Raw genomic sequence first — 19654 nt, 5'->3', positions numbered from 1 at the left:
CCTCTGAACTCCTTCGGACTGACGAAGAAGGTGGTGTATGAAAACGAGGAGTTCAACCTGCTGCAGGCTGCCCTCGACATAGAGGACGGACTCGACACGCTGAGATACAACAAGGTGATTGTGGCGACGGATGCCGATGTGGACGGAATGCACATCCGACTGCTCATCATCACGTTCTTCCTGCAGTTCTTCCCCGATCTGATAAAGAAGGGACACGTGTTCGTGTTGCAGACACCTCTGTTCCGTGTGAGAAACAAGAAGACGAAGATAAAGTCGAAGGCTGTGAAGGCTACGGCAACGGGAAAGGGAGATTTCGTGACCCGCTACTGCTACACCGAAGAGGAGCGCCTCGACGCAATACAGGAACTGGGACCAGATCCGGAGATAACACGATTCAAAGGACTCGGAGAGATCAGTCCCGACGAGTTCAAGAACTTCATCGGACCCGAGATGCGCCTCGAACAGGTCACGCTGCACAAGACGGACCAGGTGCATAAGCTCCTGCAATATTATATGGGAAAGAACACACCGGAGCGTCAGAACTTCATCATAGACAACCTCGTGATAGAAGAAGACAGACCGGAGGAAGAAGAATAACGGTATGGTAGAGAAACATGACAGACTAAAGCGAAATACAATGAAAAGAAACATTTATTGCTTGATATGCCTCGCCATGGCAATGTTTGCCATCGGGGCTTCGGCACAGTTCCAGGTGAGGATGGACAAAGACAGTCCGATGCGTAAATTGCAGCTCGCCGAGATGCTCGTCACCAATTTCTATGTAGACTCCGTAGACGAGAACAAACTCGTGGAGGACGCCATCAGAGGAATGCTCGACAAGCTCGATCCGCACTCCTCATACACCACACCGAAGGAGACGAAGCAGATGAACGAGTCGCTGCAGGGAAACTTCGACGGCATCGGAGTGCAGTTCAACATGGTGGAAGATACTCTGCTCGTAATCCAGACCATTGCCAAAGGACCGTCGCAGAAGGCAGGCATCGTGGCCGGCGACCGCATCGTGGCAGTAAACGACACGGCGATATCAGGAGTGAAGATGCCGCGCGACCAGATTATGATGAGGCTGCGCGGACCGAAGGGCACTATGGTGAAACTCTCTGTGGTGAGGCGCGAAGTGGCAGACACGCTGACCTTCAACGTGAAGCGTGACAAGATTCCGGTGAAGAGCCTCGACGCATCGTATATCATCCGTCCGGGAGTGGGATACATACGCATCGGCAGTTTCGGAGCCACTACATACGATGAGTTCATGACTGCCGTAAACAAACTGAAGGCTGCGGGAATGAAAGACCTCATTCTCGACTTGCAGGACAATGGCGGCGGATATCTGCAGGCGGCGGTGAAGATAGCCAACGAATTCCTGCCCAAAGACGACATCATAGTATATGCCAACGGACTGAAATCCTCGAGAATGGACTATCGTGCCAACGGGTCAGGCAAGCTGCTCGACGGCAAGGTGGTGGTGCTCGTGAATGAGTTCACGGCATCGGCATCCGAGATCGTGTCGGGAGCCATGCAGGACAACGACCGAGGTATGGTGGTGGGCAGACGCACCTTCGGTAAGGGACTCGTGCAGAGACCCTTCGACATGCCCGACGGTTCGATGATACGCCTCACCATCGCCCATTACTACACTCCTACAGGCCGCTGCATACAGAAGCCATACAAGAAGGGCGACCAGAAAGACTATGCCATGGAACTGGACAAGCGACTGAAGCATGGCGAGCTGATGAATGCCGACAGCATACACTTCGCCGACTCGCTGAAGTTCTACACCCTGCGCAAACACCGTGTGGTATATGGCGGTGGAGGAATCATGCCAGACTATTTTGTGCCTCTCGACACGATGACATACACCAAGTATCACCGTCAGCTCGTGGCAAAGGGAATGGTGACCGACGCCGTGCTCCGCTTCATCGACAACAACAGGAAGTCGCTAAAGCGCAAATACACGGATTTCAGTAAGTTTGAGGCAGAATACCAGGTTCCGGAGTCGCTTATTGCCGACATCAGGGAGAGAGGAGAGAAGAAGGATGTGAAGCCGAAAGACAACGAGGAACTGAAGCTCACCTTGCCCCGCCTTGCCACTCAGGTGAAGGCTCTTGTGGCGCGCGACATCTGGGATATGGACGAATATTTCCAGATTGTCAACGAGACGAGCGACATCGTGAAGAAAGGACTGGAAACGATAGAGAAGATGTAGTGACAATTATCACAAACGCAACAATGGCTGTATCATCAAGCCTTGATGATACAGCCATTGCTATATTTGCTCTATGGCGATTTCCGTTTCTGATATCCAAAGACTATGATGGGATAACAACAGATGTCAGTTGGAATACATTCTGAATGCCACCATCGTCAGAGACGAGGATTAGAAGTTGTAGATAACGCCGAACTTCAGATCGTTAGTGTTGAAGTGGAAACCGAAACCTTTCTCTCCGTAAGGATGACCGCCCACACCCTTGAAGTCAGGGTCATCGTTGTCGCGGTAGCCCAGGAAACCGAGAGCAGCGATGAAGTCAACGCTCTTTGTGAGGCTGACCTTCACACCTGGTGTCACACCAATCTGCCATGCATTGTAGCTGTCGCTTTCATTGCCGTCATACTTAGCCTTGTAAGTGTTGATAGCGAAACCTGCATCCAGAAGGAATGAAACAGGACCTGCCTTGGCTGCTGTGTAGCGTGCGAATGGAGCAGCGCCAACACCATTTACCTTCAGTCCGTCATAATAGTTGTAGTCGTAGTCGAACTCCAAGCCGATTGCCCACTTGTTTGTGATGTTGTAGCCCACCTGAGGAGCAACTGTGAATGATGTATGGTTGTCTTCGTAGTTACGCCAGAAACCAACTTCACCACCTACAAAAACCTGTGCGTTGGCAGCCACTGTCATGACAAGTGCTACCAAAGTCATAAAAATCTTTCTCATGTTTTCTTTCCTTTTTGGTTATAAATATTGTTGTTGTCTTTGTTCCTTGATTTTACACTTCAGCCCGTATTGACTTAGCTCTTCAGCTCGTGTCGATTTAGCTCTTTAATTCGTATTTACTTGACCTCCTGTTGTCTTGCTTTGTCCGTTTTACTAACAGCATCGAATTACTTTAACGAACCATATTCCGCTCCTTTTGCGAACCTCAATTTGTCTCTTTGACGAATTGCAAAGTGTTATTTGCTGATGCAAAGAAAGACATTTGTGTTCTAAATACCAACGTTTTATCTATAAAAATGCCATGCATTAGGAATTTTTAAAGACTAATACGGAATAAGTGAACAATCCGCTTGTCTGATTACCTCATTATATATTACTCCTGCCAGTGACTTTTTATTGTAGTCAGTAGGATGTCGCTTGACAAAATGTTTACTGATTGCAGCCGCTCCTATCCTTTTTCTTCTTTCACGAACCATCCGTTGCGTTTTATGTATTCGTAGCCGAAACGGCAGCGCAGACAGTCGCGGCGGTCGCAGTATTCCTTTTTCAGTTGCACGATGGCCTGGCTGTCGGCGGCGGTCTCTATCTCCAGTCCGCATTCCTTCCACATCCTTATGATGCTGTTGTCCTCAGCCTTCAGTTCTTCGAGCAGCCGGAAGGCGCGGTCGGTGAGCGTCTCGTCGCCCTTGTGTCTGCCGTAGGCAAAGAGGATAGGGATGGCGGTGTTGAGGATGAGCACTCTGACAGACTGCTTTGACAGCTGCTTTGCCGACTTCTTGCCTTCCGCCCCGAAGGAGTAGTGGGTCTCCCAATATGGTGTGACGTGGGTGGCAAACAGGTCTGACATCTCGTCGACGCTGCGACATTCTATCAGTTGACTCAGATTTGAGCGCCGGTTGTAATAGAGGTTTGCGAGCTGTGAAATCCTGATGTTAGGGAAGTTCTGCGGACGGAGTCTCAGGAATTTCCATTCCGTCGCCGACATCTGTTCCAGGTGGAATTTGTGGTTCAGATATGAGTATTCCCGTCTCAGCTTGGTCAGATAAATGTCGTTTGCCGCCTCTTCGCGGTGTCGCTGCGGAATAGCCTGTTCGTCGAGCAGTCCAGCCTGTCCCAGGAATATCGCCTCTATCTGGAATATGTCGTCGCGGTGGTGGGCCACACTCTGCAGCGACAGCGTGGCAGCCCATTTCTCAAAAGCCTCGCCGTTCACTCCGAAGCCGAAGTTGCGTGCGAGCGTCATGAAGTATGCGTCTTCCCACGATCCGTTTCTCTCCTTCACTCTCCTGCTTATCGCCTCCGTCTTCTGCTCCAGGCGTTCCGTCTGCAGAGCGCTCATCCAGCTGTGTACAGTCAGTTTCTGCAACTGTCCTATCACTTCGTGGCAAGGCGGGAAGCGGTCCTCTCTCAGCAGTCTGGAGTAGTTTGCCGTCACATGTTCCGGCACGTCCATCTGCATCTGTCGCATCGTTTCGCCCCGGCTGCTTCTCACCGGCATGTCGTCTTCGCCCACCACGTGAAGAATCACGTTGTCGTATGCCTCGTCCTTGTCGTGGCCATGCAGAAACCAGTCAGACGCCTTGTCGTGAATCTCCACATTGCCAACCCACAGCATCCCGTCCACCTTTATTTTCGCATTGAAGAAGTCAGGTCCGGCGTTGCGGTTGTGGAGTCCCGGGTCAATCACCTCCACCGTCTCTCCCTTGTTCGTGGTCATCCGGTGTAGCGGATACATCCTGTGGCGCCAAATATAATGAAGAAGAATTTCCATCGTGTTTCTCTGTTTGCTGTCAAGTCATGTCGTCATGACTGGCTTGGGATTTATAATCACCTGCGAAGATAACAAAAATCATTGAAATGTCGTCATCCCATAGCAAAAATCAGTTTTTTTTGTCTCCCGGCGAGATAAATTCCACAAATCATGCGTGTTCTGAAAAATATCCGTATATTTGCAAATACAAATTGCAAATATAACAAGCATGGGCCAGTGGTCATGCCATTTTGGCCCGTTGTCGTTTTAATCAAGAATCAACAGCAATGACTTATTCAATTGAAAAAGTAACGACATTGATAGGGGCGCGTAGATATGGAGACCAAGCCGCCAACATCGGCTTTCTGCTCACTGACAGCCGTTCCCTCTGTTTCCCTGAGGAAACGTTGTTCTTTGCCCTCAAGTCCGGCCGTCGCAATGGCCATGAGTTCATACCCGACCTTTATCGTCGAGGAGTGAGAAACTTTGTTGTGGACGCATTGCCACAAGACTATGCCACCACTTATCCAGGTTCCAATTTCCTCAAGGTAATCAGTCCGCTCGAAGCGCTGCAGCGCCTTGCCGAGCGCCATCGCGACGAGTTCAACATCCCCGTCGTGGGCGTAACGGGCAGCAACGGCAAGACCATTGTCAAGGAGTGGCTCTATCAGTTGCTCTCTCCGTCGCTCAGCGTCACGCGCAGTCCTCGTAGCTACAATTCCCAGATTGGCGTTCCGCTCTCCGTCTGGCTGCTCGGCGAGCAGTCACAGGTGGGAGTATTCGAGGCAGGCATCAGCCAGCCCGGCGAGATGCAGGCACTGCGCAACATCATACAGCCCACCATCGGCGTGATAACCAATATCGGCAGTGCCCATCAGGAGAACTTTCCTTCGGTGGAAGCCAAGGTGGACGAGAAGCTCGACCTCTTCCGCGACGCCAGCGTGATAGTATATCCCGGCGACAGCAAGGAGATAGCCAGCCGAGTGGGCGAAAGGTCGTTCAAGGGCGACCACCTGTGGTGGTCGGTTGCCGACGCCAATGCTCCGCTATATATAAAGAATGTGGAGAAGGGCGAGACCTCCACCACCGTTACCTATATATATAATAAGGTTGGCGGGGAATGTCAGTACACCCTGCCTTTCATCGACGAGGCATCCATCGAGAATTCCATCACCTGCTGCGCCGTATGCCTATCGCTCGGTATTTCTGCCGCCGACATCGCCGGGAGAATGCCGAAGCTGGAGGCTGTCGCCATGCGACTGGAGGTGAAGCAGGGCCAGCATGGCTGCACGCTCATCAACGATTCCTACAATTCCGACATCAACTCTCTCGACATAGCCCTCGACTTCATCAGTCGCCGTCCCGACCATAAGGGCCGTCGCCGCACACTGATTCTCAGCGACATCCTGCAGAGCGGAATGACGCGCGACCAGCTTTATGCAGAGGTGTCAGAACTATGCGTCAAGAGGGGAGTGGAGAAATTCATCGGTGTGGGTCCCGACCTCATGGCAGAGGCAGACAGAATCGGGGTGGGGGAGAAATACTTCTTCCCCGACAGTCAGACCTTCATCAAGAGTCCCGTCTTCAGCACACTCCGCGATGAGGTGATACTCATAAAGGGAGCGCGCGCCTTCGGTTTCGACGGCATCAGCGAACTCCTGGAGCAGAAGGTGCATGAAACCATCCTTGAGGTGAACCTCCAGGCAGTGGTAGACAATCTCAACTACTACCGCTCTTATATGAAGCCCGAGACCAAGCTCGTATGCATGGTTAAGGCAAATGCCTATGGCAGTGGAGCGGTGGAGGTGGCAAAGACATTGCAGGACCACCGTGTGGACTATCTCGCCGTTGCCGTTGCCGACGAGGGAGTGACGCTCCGCAAAAACGGAATCACGAGCAATATCATGATAATGAATCCGGAGATGACGGCATTCAAGACGATGTTCGACTATGACCTCGAACCTGAGGTCTACAGTTTCCGTCTGCTCGACGCCCTTGTCAAGGCTGCCCGGCGCGAGGGAATCACGGGCTACCCCGTACACATCAAGCTCGACACCGGAATGCACCGTCTCGGCTTCAACCCCAAGACCGACATTGACGAACTGATACATCGTCTGCAGTCGCAGAACGCCATCATCCCCCGTTCAGTGTTCTCGCATTTCGTGGGTTCCGACAGTGACGACTTCGACAATTTCTCAAAGATGCAGTTCGACCTCTTCGATGAGGCGAGCAGCAAGCTTCAGGCAGCGTTTCCCCACAAGATCCTGCGCCATATCTGCAACTCTGCCGGCATCGAACACTTCCCAGAACGCCAGCTTGATATGTGTCGTCTCGGTCTCGGACTATATGGCATCGACAGTCGCGACAACCATATACTGAACAATGTGAGCACTCTGAAAACCACCATCCTGCAATTGCGTGATGTGCCGAAGGAGGAGACAGTGGGCTATAGCCGCAAGGGGCACCTGACGCGCGACAGCCGCATCGCAGCCATTCCGATAGGATATGCCGACGGACTGAACCGCCACCTGGGCCGTGGCAACTGCTACTGTCTGGTGAACGGACAGAAGGCTCCTTATGTTGGCAACATCTGCATGGACGTGGCGATGATCGACGTCACTGGCATACCGTGCAAGGAGGGTGACACAGTGGAAATCTTCGGCGACCATCTGCCAGTGACAGTTCTCTCCGATGTACTCGACACCATCCCATACGAGGTGCTCACCAGTGTGTCAGACCGCGTGAAAAGGGTGTACTACCAGGATTGATATCTTACCCCTAACGGTCATTTCGCCTGTATTCTCACAGTCAGGCAATACGGTTGCCATAAAGGATGGCAAGAAATACATGAACAGATAACATAAAGACAAAACTTTGTTGCTTCCGTCAGCATTCCGATTCACAATGCGAATGCTGGCGGATTTTCTTTTTATCAGTGTCAGGCGATTCTCATTTCTTTTTGGAACAGGGAAAGGAGAAACAAATTGATGCGATGATTACGGATTAATACTGTTTGTTTTCTTTTTTATTGATTTTTTTGCGGAAAGAAGAAAAAAACGCTATCTTTGCAGACTAGAACAAACAATATTAATCTTATATTAAAACAAATGGCTTCAATACAAACTACTAAGATGTCCAACTTCCGTTGGGTGATTTGTGCTTTGCTGTTTTTGGCAACTACTGTCAACTACATGGACCGTCAGGTTCTGTCGCTGACATGGAAAGACTTTATCGCTCCAGAATTCCACTGGACCGACGATGATTACGGAACGATAACCGGTTGGTTCTCAATCTTCTACGCTGTATGCAACCTCTTCGCAGGTAAGTTCGTAGACTGGATGGGAACAAAGAAGGGCTACCTCATCGCCATCTTCGTATGGTCTACAGGTGCCGTTCTCCACGCCCTCTGCGGTGAGGCAGCTATGCTCATCGAGGGATACGACTCTATAGAAGCCCTGCGTCTTGTGCAGGCAGGTTCCGATGCTGCCGTGGCAATCGCCACCGTCAGCGTATGGCTCTTCCTCTCATGCCGCCTCGTGCTGGCAGCCGGTGAGGCAGGCAACTTCCCTGCTGCCGTGAAGGTTACGGCAGAATACTTCCCAAAGAAAGACCGCGCTTTCGCCACTTCAATCTTCAACAGCGGAGCTTCAGTAGGAGCCCTCGCCGCACCTGCCACCATTCCGTTGCTCGCCAACGCCTGGGGCTGGGAGATGGCATTCGTGGTGATCGGTGTGCTCGGTTATATATGGATGGGCCTCTGGATATGGCTCTATGACAAACCACGCAAGAGCAAGTTCACCAACACTGCCGAGCTTTCATACATCGAGCAGGACGAGGAAGAGGAGAAAGCTGCCGCCGAGTCAGAAGAGGGACACACTGAGGAGAAGACAATCGGATTCCTCAAGTGCTTCACCTTCCCACAGACATGGTCGTTTATCGTGGGCAAGTTCATGACCGACGGCGTATGGTGGTTCTTCCTCTTCTGGGCTCCGGCATACTTCTCCGACGTTTACGGCTACACCTCAGACAGTCCTATGGCTATCGCCCTCATCTTCACACTCTACGCCATCGTTACGGTGTTGAGCATCGGCGGCGGTTACCTCCCCACATATTTCGTTGACAAGAAGGGTATGAATCCATACATCGGCCGTATGCGTGCCATGTTGATATTCGCATGCTTCCCGTTGCTCGGTCTTATCGCCCAGCCAATGGGAGAAATCAGCGCATGGTGGGTGGCAATCATCATCGGATTTCTCGGCGCAGGCCATCAGGCATGGTCAGCCAACCTCTATTCCACCATCGGCGACATGTTCCCTAAGTCTACAATCGCCACAATCACCGGTATCGGTGCCATGGCAGGAGGTATCGGCTCGTTCCTCATCAACAAGGGTTCAGGTATGCTCTTCACCTATGCCGAGAACGCTGCACAGTTCAACTTCATGGGCTTCGAGGGCAAGAAGGGCGGCTACATGATCGTGTTCTGCATCTGTGCCGTGGCATACCTCATCGGATGGGTTATCATGAAGATCCTCGTGCCGAAATACAAGCCAATCGTAGTGGACTGATGATAAATCGCGGAACCTCCTGACCGCAAGCAGTTCTGGAATATTACAATGAACTGCCTGATGGCCGTTTGGGGATAATCCGCAGTAAGACAACACGTGTCTGGCATACGGATAAACCCAAAACGGTCATTAGGCCGTTTAATGTATAATTTTAAATACTGCTTGCAGTTTTTTGCTTTTTATAAGGCGTCTTTTGTCTGTTTTTAATTCGCAATAGCCCGCTATTACTCATTAAAAGCCAAACAAAATCTATCCTTCAAAAAAACAAAATCCATGCAAGCCCTAACGACCGATTTGGGATAAAAAACAGCTGTAAGTTCTTCGAGTCAAAGAGACTCAGGACTTACAGCTGTTTTTTTTATGCCGAATGTTCTTGTTCTTTTTCGGAAAGGAGATGTGCGGTGTTGTTTTTCCGGGAAATCTCTTGCATACAACACCAGGACAGACTCAACACCTTCGTGTCAAGGGAGGAGCAAAAGCCGCTACCGCAACCAACCTCAGAAAAGCCAGTTGCTTGCCACGCATGCAATGATGATGATTGCAGCAAGAATAGAAAGTGTGACGAAGAGAACACGGGAAATCATCTTGCGCCTCTTTCTCACTCTCAAAGATTGCTGCTTGAAAGATTCCACATCGTCCTTATGATGCCTATGGTGGTGATGGTGGACGTGTTCGTGATAGTGATGTCCGATGGTAGCTTTAGTATTTATGTTCATTGACTTAATATTTTTTTTGACCGTCCATTGTCAGCGACAAGGTCACATTGAGGGAAATAATAGTAGTTATAATAGTTCGTGCAGCTTGTGGAACCATCCGTCCCTCCATGCTTGCATTGCGCTTCCGTGTATGGAAACATATTTACACTGTTGCAAAAGTAATGAATAATTCCGATATAAATAGGTGACGTGTTTTCATTAACGTTTTTTATATTTCCGTCATCCCTCTCCGCTACGTCTCAATGCCGTTGGGAAACACGGCATGAAAGCCCTCCGGCGGACAATCCTCATGGCAATGATGTGGCATTAACTTTCTCAATCTTTCTTTCCGTATATCCGCAAAAGTCATTAACTTTGCATCCGTTGCGCCGTTTTCTCCATACTGCCGGAACAACCTTCTGGAGTTCGGAGCGGAGCATTAGAGTTTTGATAACAGACTATTCTACCTAATTGCAAAAATGGAAAAAAATAAGACTTATACCTTTGACGAGGCCTTTCGTGCCTCTATGGAATATTTTGGCGGAGACGAACTTGCCGCAAGAGTGTGGGCCAACAAGTATGCGCTGAAAGACAGTTACGGCAATATCTTCGAACAGACTCCGACAGACATGCACTGGCGTATCGCCCGTGAGGTGGCGAGGATAGAAAACCACTATCCCAATCCGCTCACAGAGCAGCAGGTGTTCGAACTGCTCGACCACTTCCGCTATATCGTGCCGGCAGGCAGTCCGATGACCGGCATCGGCAACGACCACCAGGTGGCATCGCTCTCAAACTGCTTCGTGATCGGTCTCGACGGCGACGCTGACTCCTATGGCGCCGTGATGCTCATGGACGAGGAGCAGGTGCAGCTGATGAAACGCCGCGGCGGAGTGGGCCACGACCTTTCGCAGCTCCGTCCGAAGGGCACTCCGGTGAACAACTCTGCACTCACCTCAACAGGTGTCGTGCCATTCATGGAGCGCTTCAGCAATTCCACACGCGAGGTGGCACAAGACGGCCGCCGCGGAGCCCTGATGCTCTCTATCAGCGTGAAGCATCCCGACAGCGAGGCGTTTATCGACGCCAAGATGCAGGAAGGCAAGATCACTGGAGCCAACGTGTCGGTGAAACTCGACGACGAGTTCATGCAGTGCGCTATAGATGGCAAGGAATACACACAGAAATTCCCTATCGACAGCGATGCGCCGATAGTGACTAAGAAGGCAGACGCCAAGAAACTGTGGGAGAAAATAGTACACAACGCATGGAAGAGTGCCGAACCGGGAGTGCTCTTCTGGGACACCATACTCCGTGAGAGCATCCCCGACTGCTATGCCGACCTCGGATTCCGCACGGTGTCTACAAACCCATGCGGAGAGATACCGCTCTGTCCGTATGACTCATGCCGACTGCTCTCGGTGAATCTCTATTCATACGTGGTGAACCCATTCACACCGGAGGCATACTTCGACTTCGACCTCTTCAAAAAACACGTGGCGCTGGCACAGCGCATCATGGACGACATCGTGGACATGGAGATGGAGAAGATAGACAAGATAATAGAAAAGGTGAAGAGCGACCCTCAGGCAGATGTGGTGAAGGAGACAGAGCTGCATCTCTGGCAGAAGATAAAGCGCAAGAGCGCCATGGGACGCCGCACGGGAGTGGGAATCACTGCCGAGGGCGACATGCTGGCTGCCATGAACCTGCGCTACGGCACTCAGGAGGCGACAGACTTCTCAGTGGAGGTACACAAGACGCTTGCCCTCGCCGCCTACCGTTCGTCGGTGGTGATGGCAAAGGAGCGCGGAGCCTTCGAGGTGTACGACTCAGAGAGGGAGAAGAACAATCCGTTCATCAACCGCATCCGTGAGGCAGAGCCGGAACTCTATGCCGACATGCTGAAATATGGCCGCCGCAACATCGCATGCCTCACCATCGCCCCGACAGGAACAACCAGTCTGATGACCCAGACCACAAGCGGCATCGAACCGGTGTTCATGCCCGTATACAAGCGCCGCCGCAAGGTGAACCCTACGGACACCGACGTACACGTGGACTTCGTTGACGAGTCAGGCGACTCGTTCGAGGAATTCATCGTCTTCCACCATAAGTTCCTGACATGGATGAAGATTAACGGCTACGACACCGAGAAACGATACACCCAGGAGGAACTCGACCAGCTCGTGGAGAAATCGCCATATTATAAGGCCACGGCAAACGATGTGGACTGGCTCATGAAGGTGCGTATGCAGGGAGCGATACAGAAATGGGTGGACCACAGCATCAGCGTGACCATCAACCTGCCGAACAGCGTGGACGAGCAGCTCGTAAACCGTCTCTATGTGGAGGCATGGCGTTCGGGCTGCAAGGGATGCACGGTGTATCGCGACGGATCACGTTCGGGAGTGATGATTGCCGTGGAGAAGAAAGACAAGAAGAAAGCGGAGGAGAAGCATATCTGCGAACCGCCTACCGTGACAGAGGTGCGCCCCAAGGAACTGGAATGCGACGTGGTGCGATTCCAGAACAACAAGGAGAAGTGGGTGGCATTCGTAGGTCTGCTCGACGGATACCCATACGAGATATTCACCGGTCTTCAGGACGACGAGGAGGGTATCTCGCTGCCAAAGAGCGTGAACAAGGGAAAGATCATCAAGAAGATAGACGAAAACGGAAAGAAACGCTACGACTTCCAGTTTGAGAACAAGCGCGGCTACAAGACCACCGTTGAAGGACTGTCAGAGAAGTTCAACCCCGAATACTGGAACTACGCCAAGCTCATCTCCGGCGTGTTGCGCTACCGCATGCCTATTGCCAACGTGATAAAGCTTGTGGGCCAGCTCCAGATGGACAGCCAGAGCATCAACACATGGAAGATAGGAGTGGAGAGAGCCCTCAAGAAATATATTGTAGACGGAACAGAGGCAAAGGGACAGAAATGTCCGGTCTGCGGTCAGGAGACACTCGTATACCAGGAGGGATGCCTCATCTGCAAGAACTGCGGATCATCACGTTGCGGATAATCCATAAAAGCCCCATGATGAGACTCACACAAGGAAAGATATTCATCAAAGACATGCGTTTCCACGCCCGTCATGGCGTGTTGCCGCAAGAGACGCTCACCGGCGGAGACTTTCTCGTCTCCGTCGAGGCGGTCTGCGGGCTGCAGCGTGCCACAGAGACCGACGACGTGGCAGACACGCTGAACTATGCCGACATCCACAGAATGGTGAAAGAAGAGATGGCAGTGCCCTCGAAACTCATCGAACACGTGGCAGGAAGGATAGGCAGACGCATACTCAGCGAGATGCCCCAGATAGAAGAACTGACAGTCAGCGTGACCAAAGAAAACCCTCCGATGGGGGCTGACAGCAGGGGTGCAGGTGTTCAGTTGCACTGGAGAAATGACGAAAAAGACAACTAAATGTTCAATATTCCGCATTTTTGTTATCAAAGACAAAACTTATGACTAAATTTGCAGAAGTGAAGAAATACAGCTGTTATACATTGACACGTGCGCTGCTGGTGGCGGCGTTCATGATTCTTGTGGTGGCAGACGTCGCCGCAAGACAGTTCACGCTCGTCATCGACGCTGGACATGGAGGACATGATGCCGGGGCAAAGGGCAGTTTCTCATACGAGAAGAACATCAACCTGAAGATGGCGCTCGCCTTCGGGCGTTATGTGGAGAATAACTGTCCCGACGTGAAAGTGATATACACCAGAAAGACCGACGTCTTCGTGCCGCTCCACAAGCGAGCCGACATCGCCAACAAGAACCGCGCCGACGTGTTCATCTCCATCCATACCAACGCACTGCCCGGAGGCAGGATAGCCCGCGGAATGGAGACCTACACGATGGGAATGCGGCGGTCTAACGAGAAACTCAGTGCGGCGCAGCGCGAGAACGCTGTCATCACCTATGAGAGCGACTACAAGGAACGGTATGAGGGCTACGACCCCAACTCTCCTGAGAGCGCCATCATGTTTGAGTTCATCCACGACAAGAATATGGCGAAAAGCGTGGAACTCGCCAAACACGTGCAGAAAAGCGTGTGCTCCACGGCAAACCGTCCCGACAAGGGAGTGAAGCAGGACGTGTTCCTCGTTTTGAGAGAGACATCCATGCCGGCATGCCTGATAGAGCTTGGCTTCATCACCACTCCCGACGAGGAACGGCTGCTCAACGATGATGCCAGCATCGACAATATCGCCAGAGGCATATACAACGCCTTTGCGAAATACAAGAATGACAACTACTCCGGCGTCAACGTGCCATTGGTGGCGCCACAGAAGTCAGACGAGGTGAGCCTGCCGACGCTCATTCCGCAGGACGATACGGACAAGCAGAAGAACCGCAATGCCGCAAGAAATGCTGAAACAACGGCAAGCAAACCCAAGACAGCCCCCAGCCAACCGAGAAGGGCGGCGGCGAAAACCGTCAATGCCCCTGCCGGAACGTCAAAGGCAGACGATGACGACGCTCCCGTTTTCAAAGTGCAGATAATGGCAAACGCCACGAAGGAGGCAAAGAACAGTCCGCGCTTCAAGGGATACGACGGAATAGACATGTATGAGGAAGGCGGAATGTACAAATACACCATCGGCGCCTCTACCAACTACAATGCCATCAACCGTCTGAGAGCTTCGCTCGCCACAGAATTCCCAGGATGCTTCATCGTGGCATTCAGAAACGGCAGCAAGATGAACATCACCGAGGCGATACGCATCTTCAAGCAGCGGCGCTGACCCGTCGCCAGGTGAAGGCGATGAGGCTGACGGCAAACAGGATGGACAAGTAATTCCTTACATATATTAATATATACAACAAAAAGACCCTATATGAAGTATTTTACCAAAGAAGTGAAAATCGCCATCGTGGCAATCGTAGGTCTCGTAGTGCTCTTTCTCGGAATGAACTTCCTGAAGGGAATCGACCTCTTCTCGTCCGAAAGCAAATACTACATATCCTTCAAGGACATCAGCGGACTGAGTTCCTCATGCCCCATCTATGCCGACGGCTATCAGGTGGGTGTGGTGAGAAACATCCAATACGACTATGGCCAGACAAAGGATATCATCGTTGAGGCAAGCATCAACAAAGACATGCGCATACCTAAAGGCAGCAGCGCAGAAATAGTTAGCGACCTCATGGGCAACGTGAAGGTGAACCTGCTCCTTGCCAACAATATGCGTGAGCGCATCAACCCGGGAGAGACCATCGTGGGAGGCATCAACGACGGTGCGATGGGACAGATGAAAGACCTCATACCTATCGTGCAGAAGATGCTGCCGAAGCTCGATTCCATACTCTGCAGCGTGAACACGCTGCTGCAGGATCCTGCCATCGCCAACTCGCTTCATAATGTGGAGACCGTCACCGGTAACCTCACCACATCTACAAGGCAGCTCAACACGCTTCTCGGAACGCTCAACAGACGAGTGCCGGGACTTCTCGCCAAGGCAGACAACGTGATGGACAACACGGAGGTGATAACAGGCAAGCTCGCCAAGGTAGACGTAGACGGCACGATGCAGAAGGTGAACACCACGCTGCAGAACGTGCAGGAGTTCACCCATCAGCTCAACAACAACCAGGGCTCCCTCGGACTCCTAATGCGAGATCCTAACCTCTATTACGACCTGAACGCCACAGTGAAGTCGGCAGATTCCCTGCTCATCGACCTCAAGGCGCATCCGAAACGCTACGTACACTTCTCCATCTTCGGAAAGAAGGATAAATGATAAATAGCGGAAAAGTAGACAGAAAGAATAACCATAATCTCCCCTGCGGGGGATAACGAGAGGAGGCTGGTTTCCGATCCATGATTCATTGTCGCTATGAGATGAAATCATGAGGAAGCCAGCCTCCTTCCTGTTCCAGCAGGTCGCGGCGCGTTTCCTCTCCGTTTTCTAAATTCCACTATAAAAGCACGTTACAAATTTGTTGCAAAATAAAGTCTACACCCATTTGTGTAATCCGATTTTTTTTGCGAAATTTGCACACGCTTTTCGGGATATTACCCTATGGAGATATGGCGAAAAGCAGAAAAACAAGTAATTAAAGACAAGTATAGCGACAATTCTTTTTTATCAGAAAGTATATATATGGCCGATACTCCCAATGCTCTATGGGACAAGAGTCTCTTGCTCATTAAAGAGAATGTCTCACCGCAGCAGTTCAATACATGGTTCAAGCCAATAGTGTTCGAGGCTTACAAGAAGGAGACGAACACTCTGTTGGTGCAGGTTCCGAGTCCATTCGTTTACGAATACTTGGAAGAGAACTTCATTGATCTGTTGGGAAAGGTGCTTACACGCACTTTCGGCAAAGATGTCAAGCTTTCGTATCGCGTCGTTACCGACAAGACGAACAATCTTGCACAGATACTCACTTCCGACCCTCCAGCCGGAATCAACGACCAGAAGCCGAAGCAGACACGCAACAACCAGTCGCCGACACCGCTCGACGCTGCCAAGCCACAGCAGATAGCATCGCAGCTCAACACCCACCTCACCTTCAGCAACTATATCGAAGGAGCGAGCAACAAGCTGCCGAGATCCGTGGGACAGTCTATCGCCGAGCATCCTAATACCACACAGTTCAACCCGATGTTCATCTACGGACCGTCGGGATGCGGCAAGACACACCTCATCAACGCCATCGGAGTGCGCACCAAGCAGCTCTATCCTCAGAAGAGAGTACTGTATATCAGTGCGAGACTCTTCCAGGTGCAGTACACCAATGCCGTGAGAAACAACACCGTGAACGACTTCATCAACTTCTATCAGACCATCGACATGCTGATAGTGGACGACATACAGGAGTGGGTATCGGCACAGAAGACACAGGAGACATTCTTCCATATCTTCAACCATCTCTTCATGAACGGCAAGCGCATCATACTGGCGAGCGACCGTCCGCCGGTAGACCTGCAGGGAATGAGCGACCGACTGCTCACCCGATTCTGCTGCGGACTCATCGCCGAGCTGGAGAAGCCGAACGTGGAACTATGTATGGATATCCTGCAGAACAAGATAAAGCGCGACGGACTGCACATCCCGGAGACCGTGGTGCGCTTCATTGCAGAAACGGCAAACGGCAGCGTCAGAGACCTCGAGGGAGTGATAAACTCGCTGATGGCATACTCCGTAGTGTACAACTGCAATATCGACATGCGGTTGGCAGAGCGGGTGATAAAGCGTGCTGTCAAGATCGACGACAACCCGTTGACCATCGACGATATCCTTGACTCCGTGTGCAACCACTTCTCCGTCACCGTGGCAGCCGTCAACGGCAGAAGCCGCAANNNNGTCAACGGCAGAAGCCGCAAGCGTGAATATGTGGAAGCGCGTCAGGTGTCGATGTATCTCGCACAGAAATACACCAAGATGCCGGCATCGAGAATCGGTAAGCTTCTCGGCGGCAGAGACCACTCTACGGTGATTCACAGCTGCACCAAGGTTAACCAGCGCATGACCACCGACAAACTCTTCATGGACGAGATTACGAGCATTGAGAACTCATTCAAGCTGAAGAGGTAAAATAAAACATCATTGTTGCGTACTACCTTTCTCAAGCGAAAAGGTAAATCGTGTGCTGGCAGTCATCCGTCAGGACAAGGCGACAATACGGGTAAAGGCAATAATCTATAATCCTTTTTCATTTCGTGAAAAGGATGAGGACATAGGCAATCATAAATAAGAAAGTAACTGGGGAAGTGTGTCAAGAGGCGCATTTCTCCTTTTTTTATTTCATTTTTCTTTGTAACATCCGTTGTCACATTCCCATTGAATGCCATGTGATAATTAGTAAAATTACAAATATGTTACATAAATCCGCTTGTTTTTTACCTTTTTTGTTACATATTTAATAATAAAAGCTTTTGGGATTGGAAATAAATACTTAATTTTGCAGCAGTAAAATGAAAAGTGCGACTAAATGTCGTTTATCCCCATCGACTAAAGCCATCACCTGCGGTGCTGAAAGGCGCCATCGCTAATTAGATTTAAGAATATGTAAGTTGGCAGGCGATTCGCAAAATGAATCCATAGGGTCACTCGCTGAGAGTCTGGCTCCCCAAAAGTATGCCAATAGGCAATATGTAAGCTTAAAGATGAAAAGCAGCTGGAAAATGGCTGAAGCCACTAAAGAAGTATAAATGTGTCGTAAATTAAAAAAGAAATCAGTTATGAAAACTTCTGACAAGACTTCAATGGCAATCAACGGTTATGCCAATTCCGGTAACATAGTTCGTTATGTGTGGCCATACGCCGCATTGCTGATTATCTGCTTAGTGCTGGTGGTCTTCTTTTGACGTATCCGGCGGCAAGGCTCCATACCACTGCATATTCTCATGGCTGTCTTATCTTTGGATAAGTGGCGGAAAAGCCGTTCGTTCGATCATAGTCTGACTATGGATAAAGAAAAGTCGGACTGATGCATGGAGACGGGACAATTAAAAAAGATTATAGAGAGAACTGTTCACAAATATTGGACAGGAACTATTGAAGATAGAAATTTTGATTGTTGATTATATGAATTTGATGTTTAGTATTTGTACCATTAAGTAAGAAAAAGAGCATTTTTTTGTAGATTAATTTTTTTATATTGTAGATTAGATTCAACAGTCGGGGTTGTCGTGAGACACCTCCGATTTTTGTTTGTCCTGTCCTTCGTCGTTTCGCTTCATTCTCACACCGTGTTTCGTGAGATACTTACGTTATTTTTGTCATTATGCATCCTCCGTTCCGTCGTCCTCGTTTTCCGTACAAAAAATACCATTTTGGGGCACGCTGCTTGCCCAACATGGGCAAGGTGCTTTCTCAACAGGGGCAAGCTGCTTGCCCCACTTGGGCACGATTCCTGCTATATTTTTCTTACAAATTCCGGAAGGATGTGATATGTCCAAATCCCGTCTGATTTCCGTATTGAATATATATTTCTTGCCATTTAGTGAGGGTGAAAACTCACTCAAATCATACCAGGTTATTATTTTACCGTCACTTATTCATCCACTTGGTTTTTATTTAGTACTTTTGCACTCGGTTATTTGATCATTACGTTTAGAAAATCAAGGATTGAAATGAACAAGGTCTTGTCATTTGTGAAGAAGTGGACCCTACTGTGTGCCATGCTGGTTGGCAGCGTGTTGTATCTGTTGTTCAGCGATGTTCCGCTGCTGCAGCCGATGGGCGATGTCATGGGGCCGGCGTTGGTGGAAATGGTGCCATACGTCATTTTTGCCCTATTGTATGTCACATTCTGCAAAATAGACATATCCAACCTGCGACCACGCGCATGGCATTTCTGGTTGCAGTTTATTCGCACATCCATTTCCGCCTTCTTCGTACTCCTTATGATGTGTTTCGTTGAAGGCGATGTGAAACTCGTTCTTGAAGGATGTTTCATCTGCTTCATCTGTCCCACGGCAGCCTCAGCAGCCGTAGTGACAGAGAAATTAGGCGGCAGCATAGCCTCGCTCACGGTATATACGCTGATAGCCAATATCGTCACCAGCATCATCATCCCCCTGTTTTTCCCGATGGTGGAGAAGAGTGCCGACATCACCTTCCTCTTCGCCTTTGGCATGATAATGCGTAGGGTGGTAACGGTGTTGCTCCTGCCCCTCTGTCTTGCCCTGCTCACGAGGCGCTATCTGCCTAAAGTGGCAGGAGCCATAAAGCG

Annotated in this window: 13 protein-coding genes (1 of these 13 only partly in view); 10 read left to right on the top strand and 3 right to left on the bottom strand. The window is 50.5% G+C overall.

The annotated features are described in order from the left end of the window. Together QVO99_RS09870 and QVO99_RS09865 are read left to right on the top strand one after the other, a co-directional pair. On the top strand, nucleotides 1-597 hold a 597-nt coding region (locus tag QVO99_RS09870), incomplete at its 5' end, for a toprim domain-containing protein (protein WP_288177158.1). Between the two features lie 40 nt (nucleotides 598-637). Beyond that, entirely contained in the window at nucleotides 638-2224 is a 1587-nt protein-coding gene (locus QVO99_RS09865) for a S41 family peptidase (protein ID WP_022317450.1), read from the top strand. 171 nt (nucleotides 2225-2395) lie between these two features. Here QVO99_RS09865 and QVO99_RS09860 read toward each other — a convergent pair whose 3' ends face one another. Next, nucleotides 2396-2950 (bottom strand): outer membrane protein, encoded by a 555-nt coding sequence (locus tag QVO99_RS09860; RefSeq protein WP_022317449.1) that lies wholly within the window; start codon nucleotides 2948-2950, stop codon nucleotides 2396-2398. A gap of 448 nt (nucleotides 2951-3398) precedes the next feature. Continuing rightward, nucleotides 3399-4721 carry a DUF2851 family protein gene (locus QVO99_RS09855; RefSeq protein WP_022317448.1) on the bottom strand — a complete coding sequence of 441 codons (1323 nt, stop codon included), beginning with the start codon at nucleotides 4719-4721 and terminating at the stop codon, nucleotides 3399-3401. Nucleotides 4722-4987: 266 nt separating this feature from the next. Between QVO99_RS09855 and QVO99_RS09850 the strand changes: the two genes are divergently transcribed. Beyond that, a complete protein-coding gene (locus QVO99_RS09850; RefSeq protein ID WP_288177157.1) occupies nucleotides 4988-7468 on the top strand; it encodes a bifunctional UDP-N-acetylmuramoyl-tripeptide:D-alanyl-D-alanine ligase/alanine racemase in 2481 nt (826 codons plus the stop codon). A gap of 339 nt (nucleotides 7469-7807) precedes the next feature. Then, entirely contained in the window at nucleotides 7808-9265 is a 1458-nt protein-coding gene (locus QVO99_RS09845) for an MFS transporter (RefSeq protein ID WP_022317446.1), read from the top strand. A 497-nt stretch (nucleotides 9266-9762) separates the two neighbouring features. On the opposite strand, the gene QVO99_RS09840 is transcribed toward QVO99_RS09845, so the two are convergent. Next, the gene (locus QVO99_RS09840; protein WP_022317445.1) at nucleotides 9763-9981 is read right to left on the bottom strand and encodes a hypothetical protein; all 219 of its coding nucleotides are present in this window, start codon (nucleotides 9979-9981) and stop codon (nucleotides 9763-9765) included. Between the two features lie 458 nt (nucleotides 9982-10439). Here QVO99_RS09840 and QVO99_RS09835 point away from each other — a divergent pair, with 458 nt between their 5' ends. The 6 genes from QVO99_RS09835 to QVO99_RS09810 all read left to right on the top strand — a co-directional run. Further along, nucleotides 10440-12989: an adenosylcobalamin-dependent ribonucleoside-diphosphate reductase gene (locus QVO99_RS09835; RefSeq protein WP_022317443.1), complete on the top strand. Its 2550-nt coding sequence runs from the start codon at nucleotides 10440-10442 to the stop codon at nucleotides 12987-12989. A gap of 14 nt (nucleotides 12990-13003) precedes the next feature. Further along, on the top strand, nucleotides 13004-13390 hold the full coding sequence (gene folB, locus QVO99_RS09830; protein WP_022317442.1) for a dihydroneopterin aldolase: 387 nt from the start codon (nucleotides 13004-13006) through the stop codon (nucleotides 13388-13390). Between the two features lie 41 nt (nucleotides 13391-13431). Then, nucleotides 13432-14715, top strand: a complete 1284-nt coding sequence (locus tag QVO99_RS09825) for an N-acetylmuramoyl-L-alanine amidase family protein (protein WP_022317441.1) — start codon at nucleotides 13432-13434, stop codon at nucleotides 14713-14715. Between the two features lie 93 nt (nucleotides 14716-14808). Then, nucleotides 14809-15711 carry an MlaD family protein gene (locus QVO99_RS09820; RefSeq protein ID WP_022317440.1) on the top strand — a complete coding sequence of 301 codons (903 nt, stop codon included), beginning with the start codon at nucleotides 14809-14811 and terminating at the stop codon, nucleotides 15709-15711. 363 nt (nucleotides 15712-16074) lie between these two features. After that, on the top strand, nucleotides 16075-17511 hold the full coding sequence (gene dnaA / locus QVO99_RS09815) for a chromosomal replication initiator protein DnaA (RefSeq protein ID WP_022317439.1): 1437 nt from the start codon (nucleotides 16075-16077) through the stop codon (nucleotides 17509-17511). Between the two features lie 1541 nt (nucleotides 17512-19052). Further along, nucleotides 19053-19654: the 5' portion of a transporter gene (locus QVO99_RS09810; protein ID WP_022317436.1), read on the top strand. The gene runs 385 nt beyond the window's last position; 602 of the gene's 987 nt are visible here — the first part of the coding sequence; the start codon lies at nucleotides 19053-19055; the stop codon falls past the right edge of the window.

The sequence above is a fragment of the Prevotella sp. CAG:592 genome, from assembly GCF_000436015.1.
Lineage (GTDB): Bacteria > Bacteroidota > Bacteroidia > Bacteroidales > Bacteroidaceae > Prevotella > Prevotella pectinovora.
This window is presented reverse-complemented; position numbering and strand designations above follow the sequence as displayed.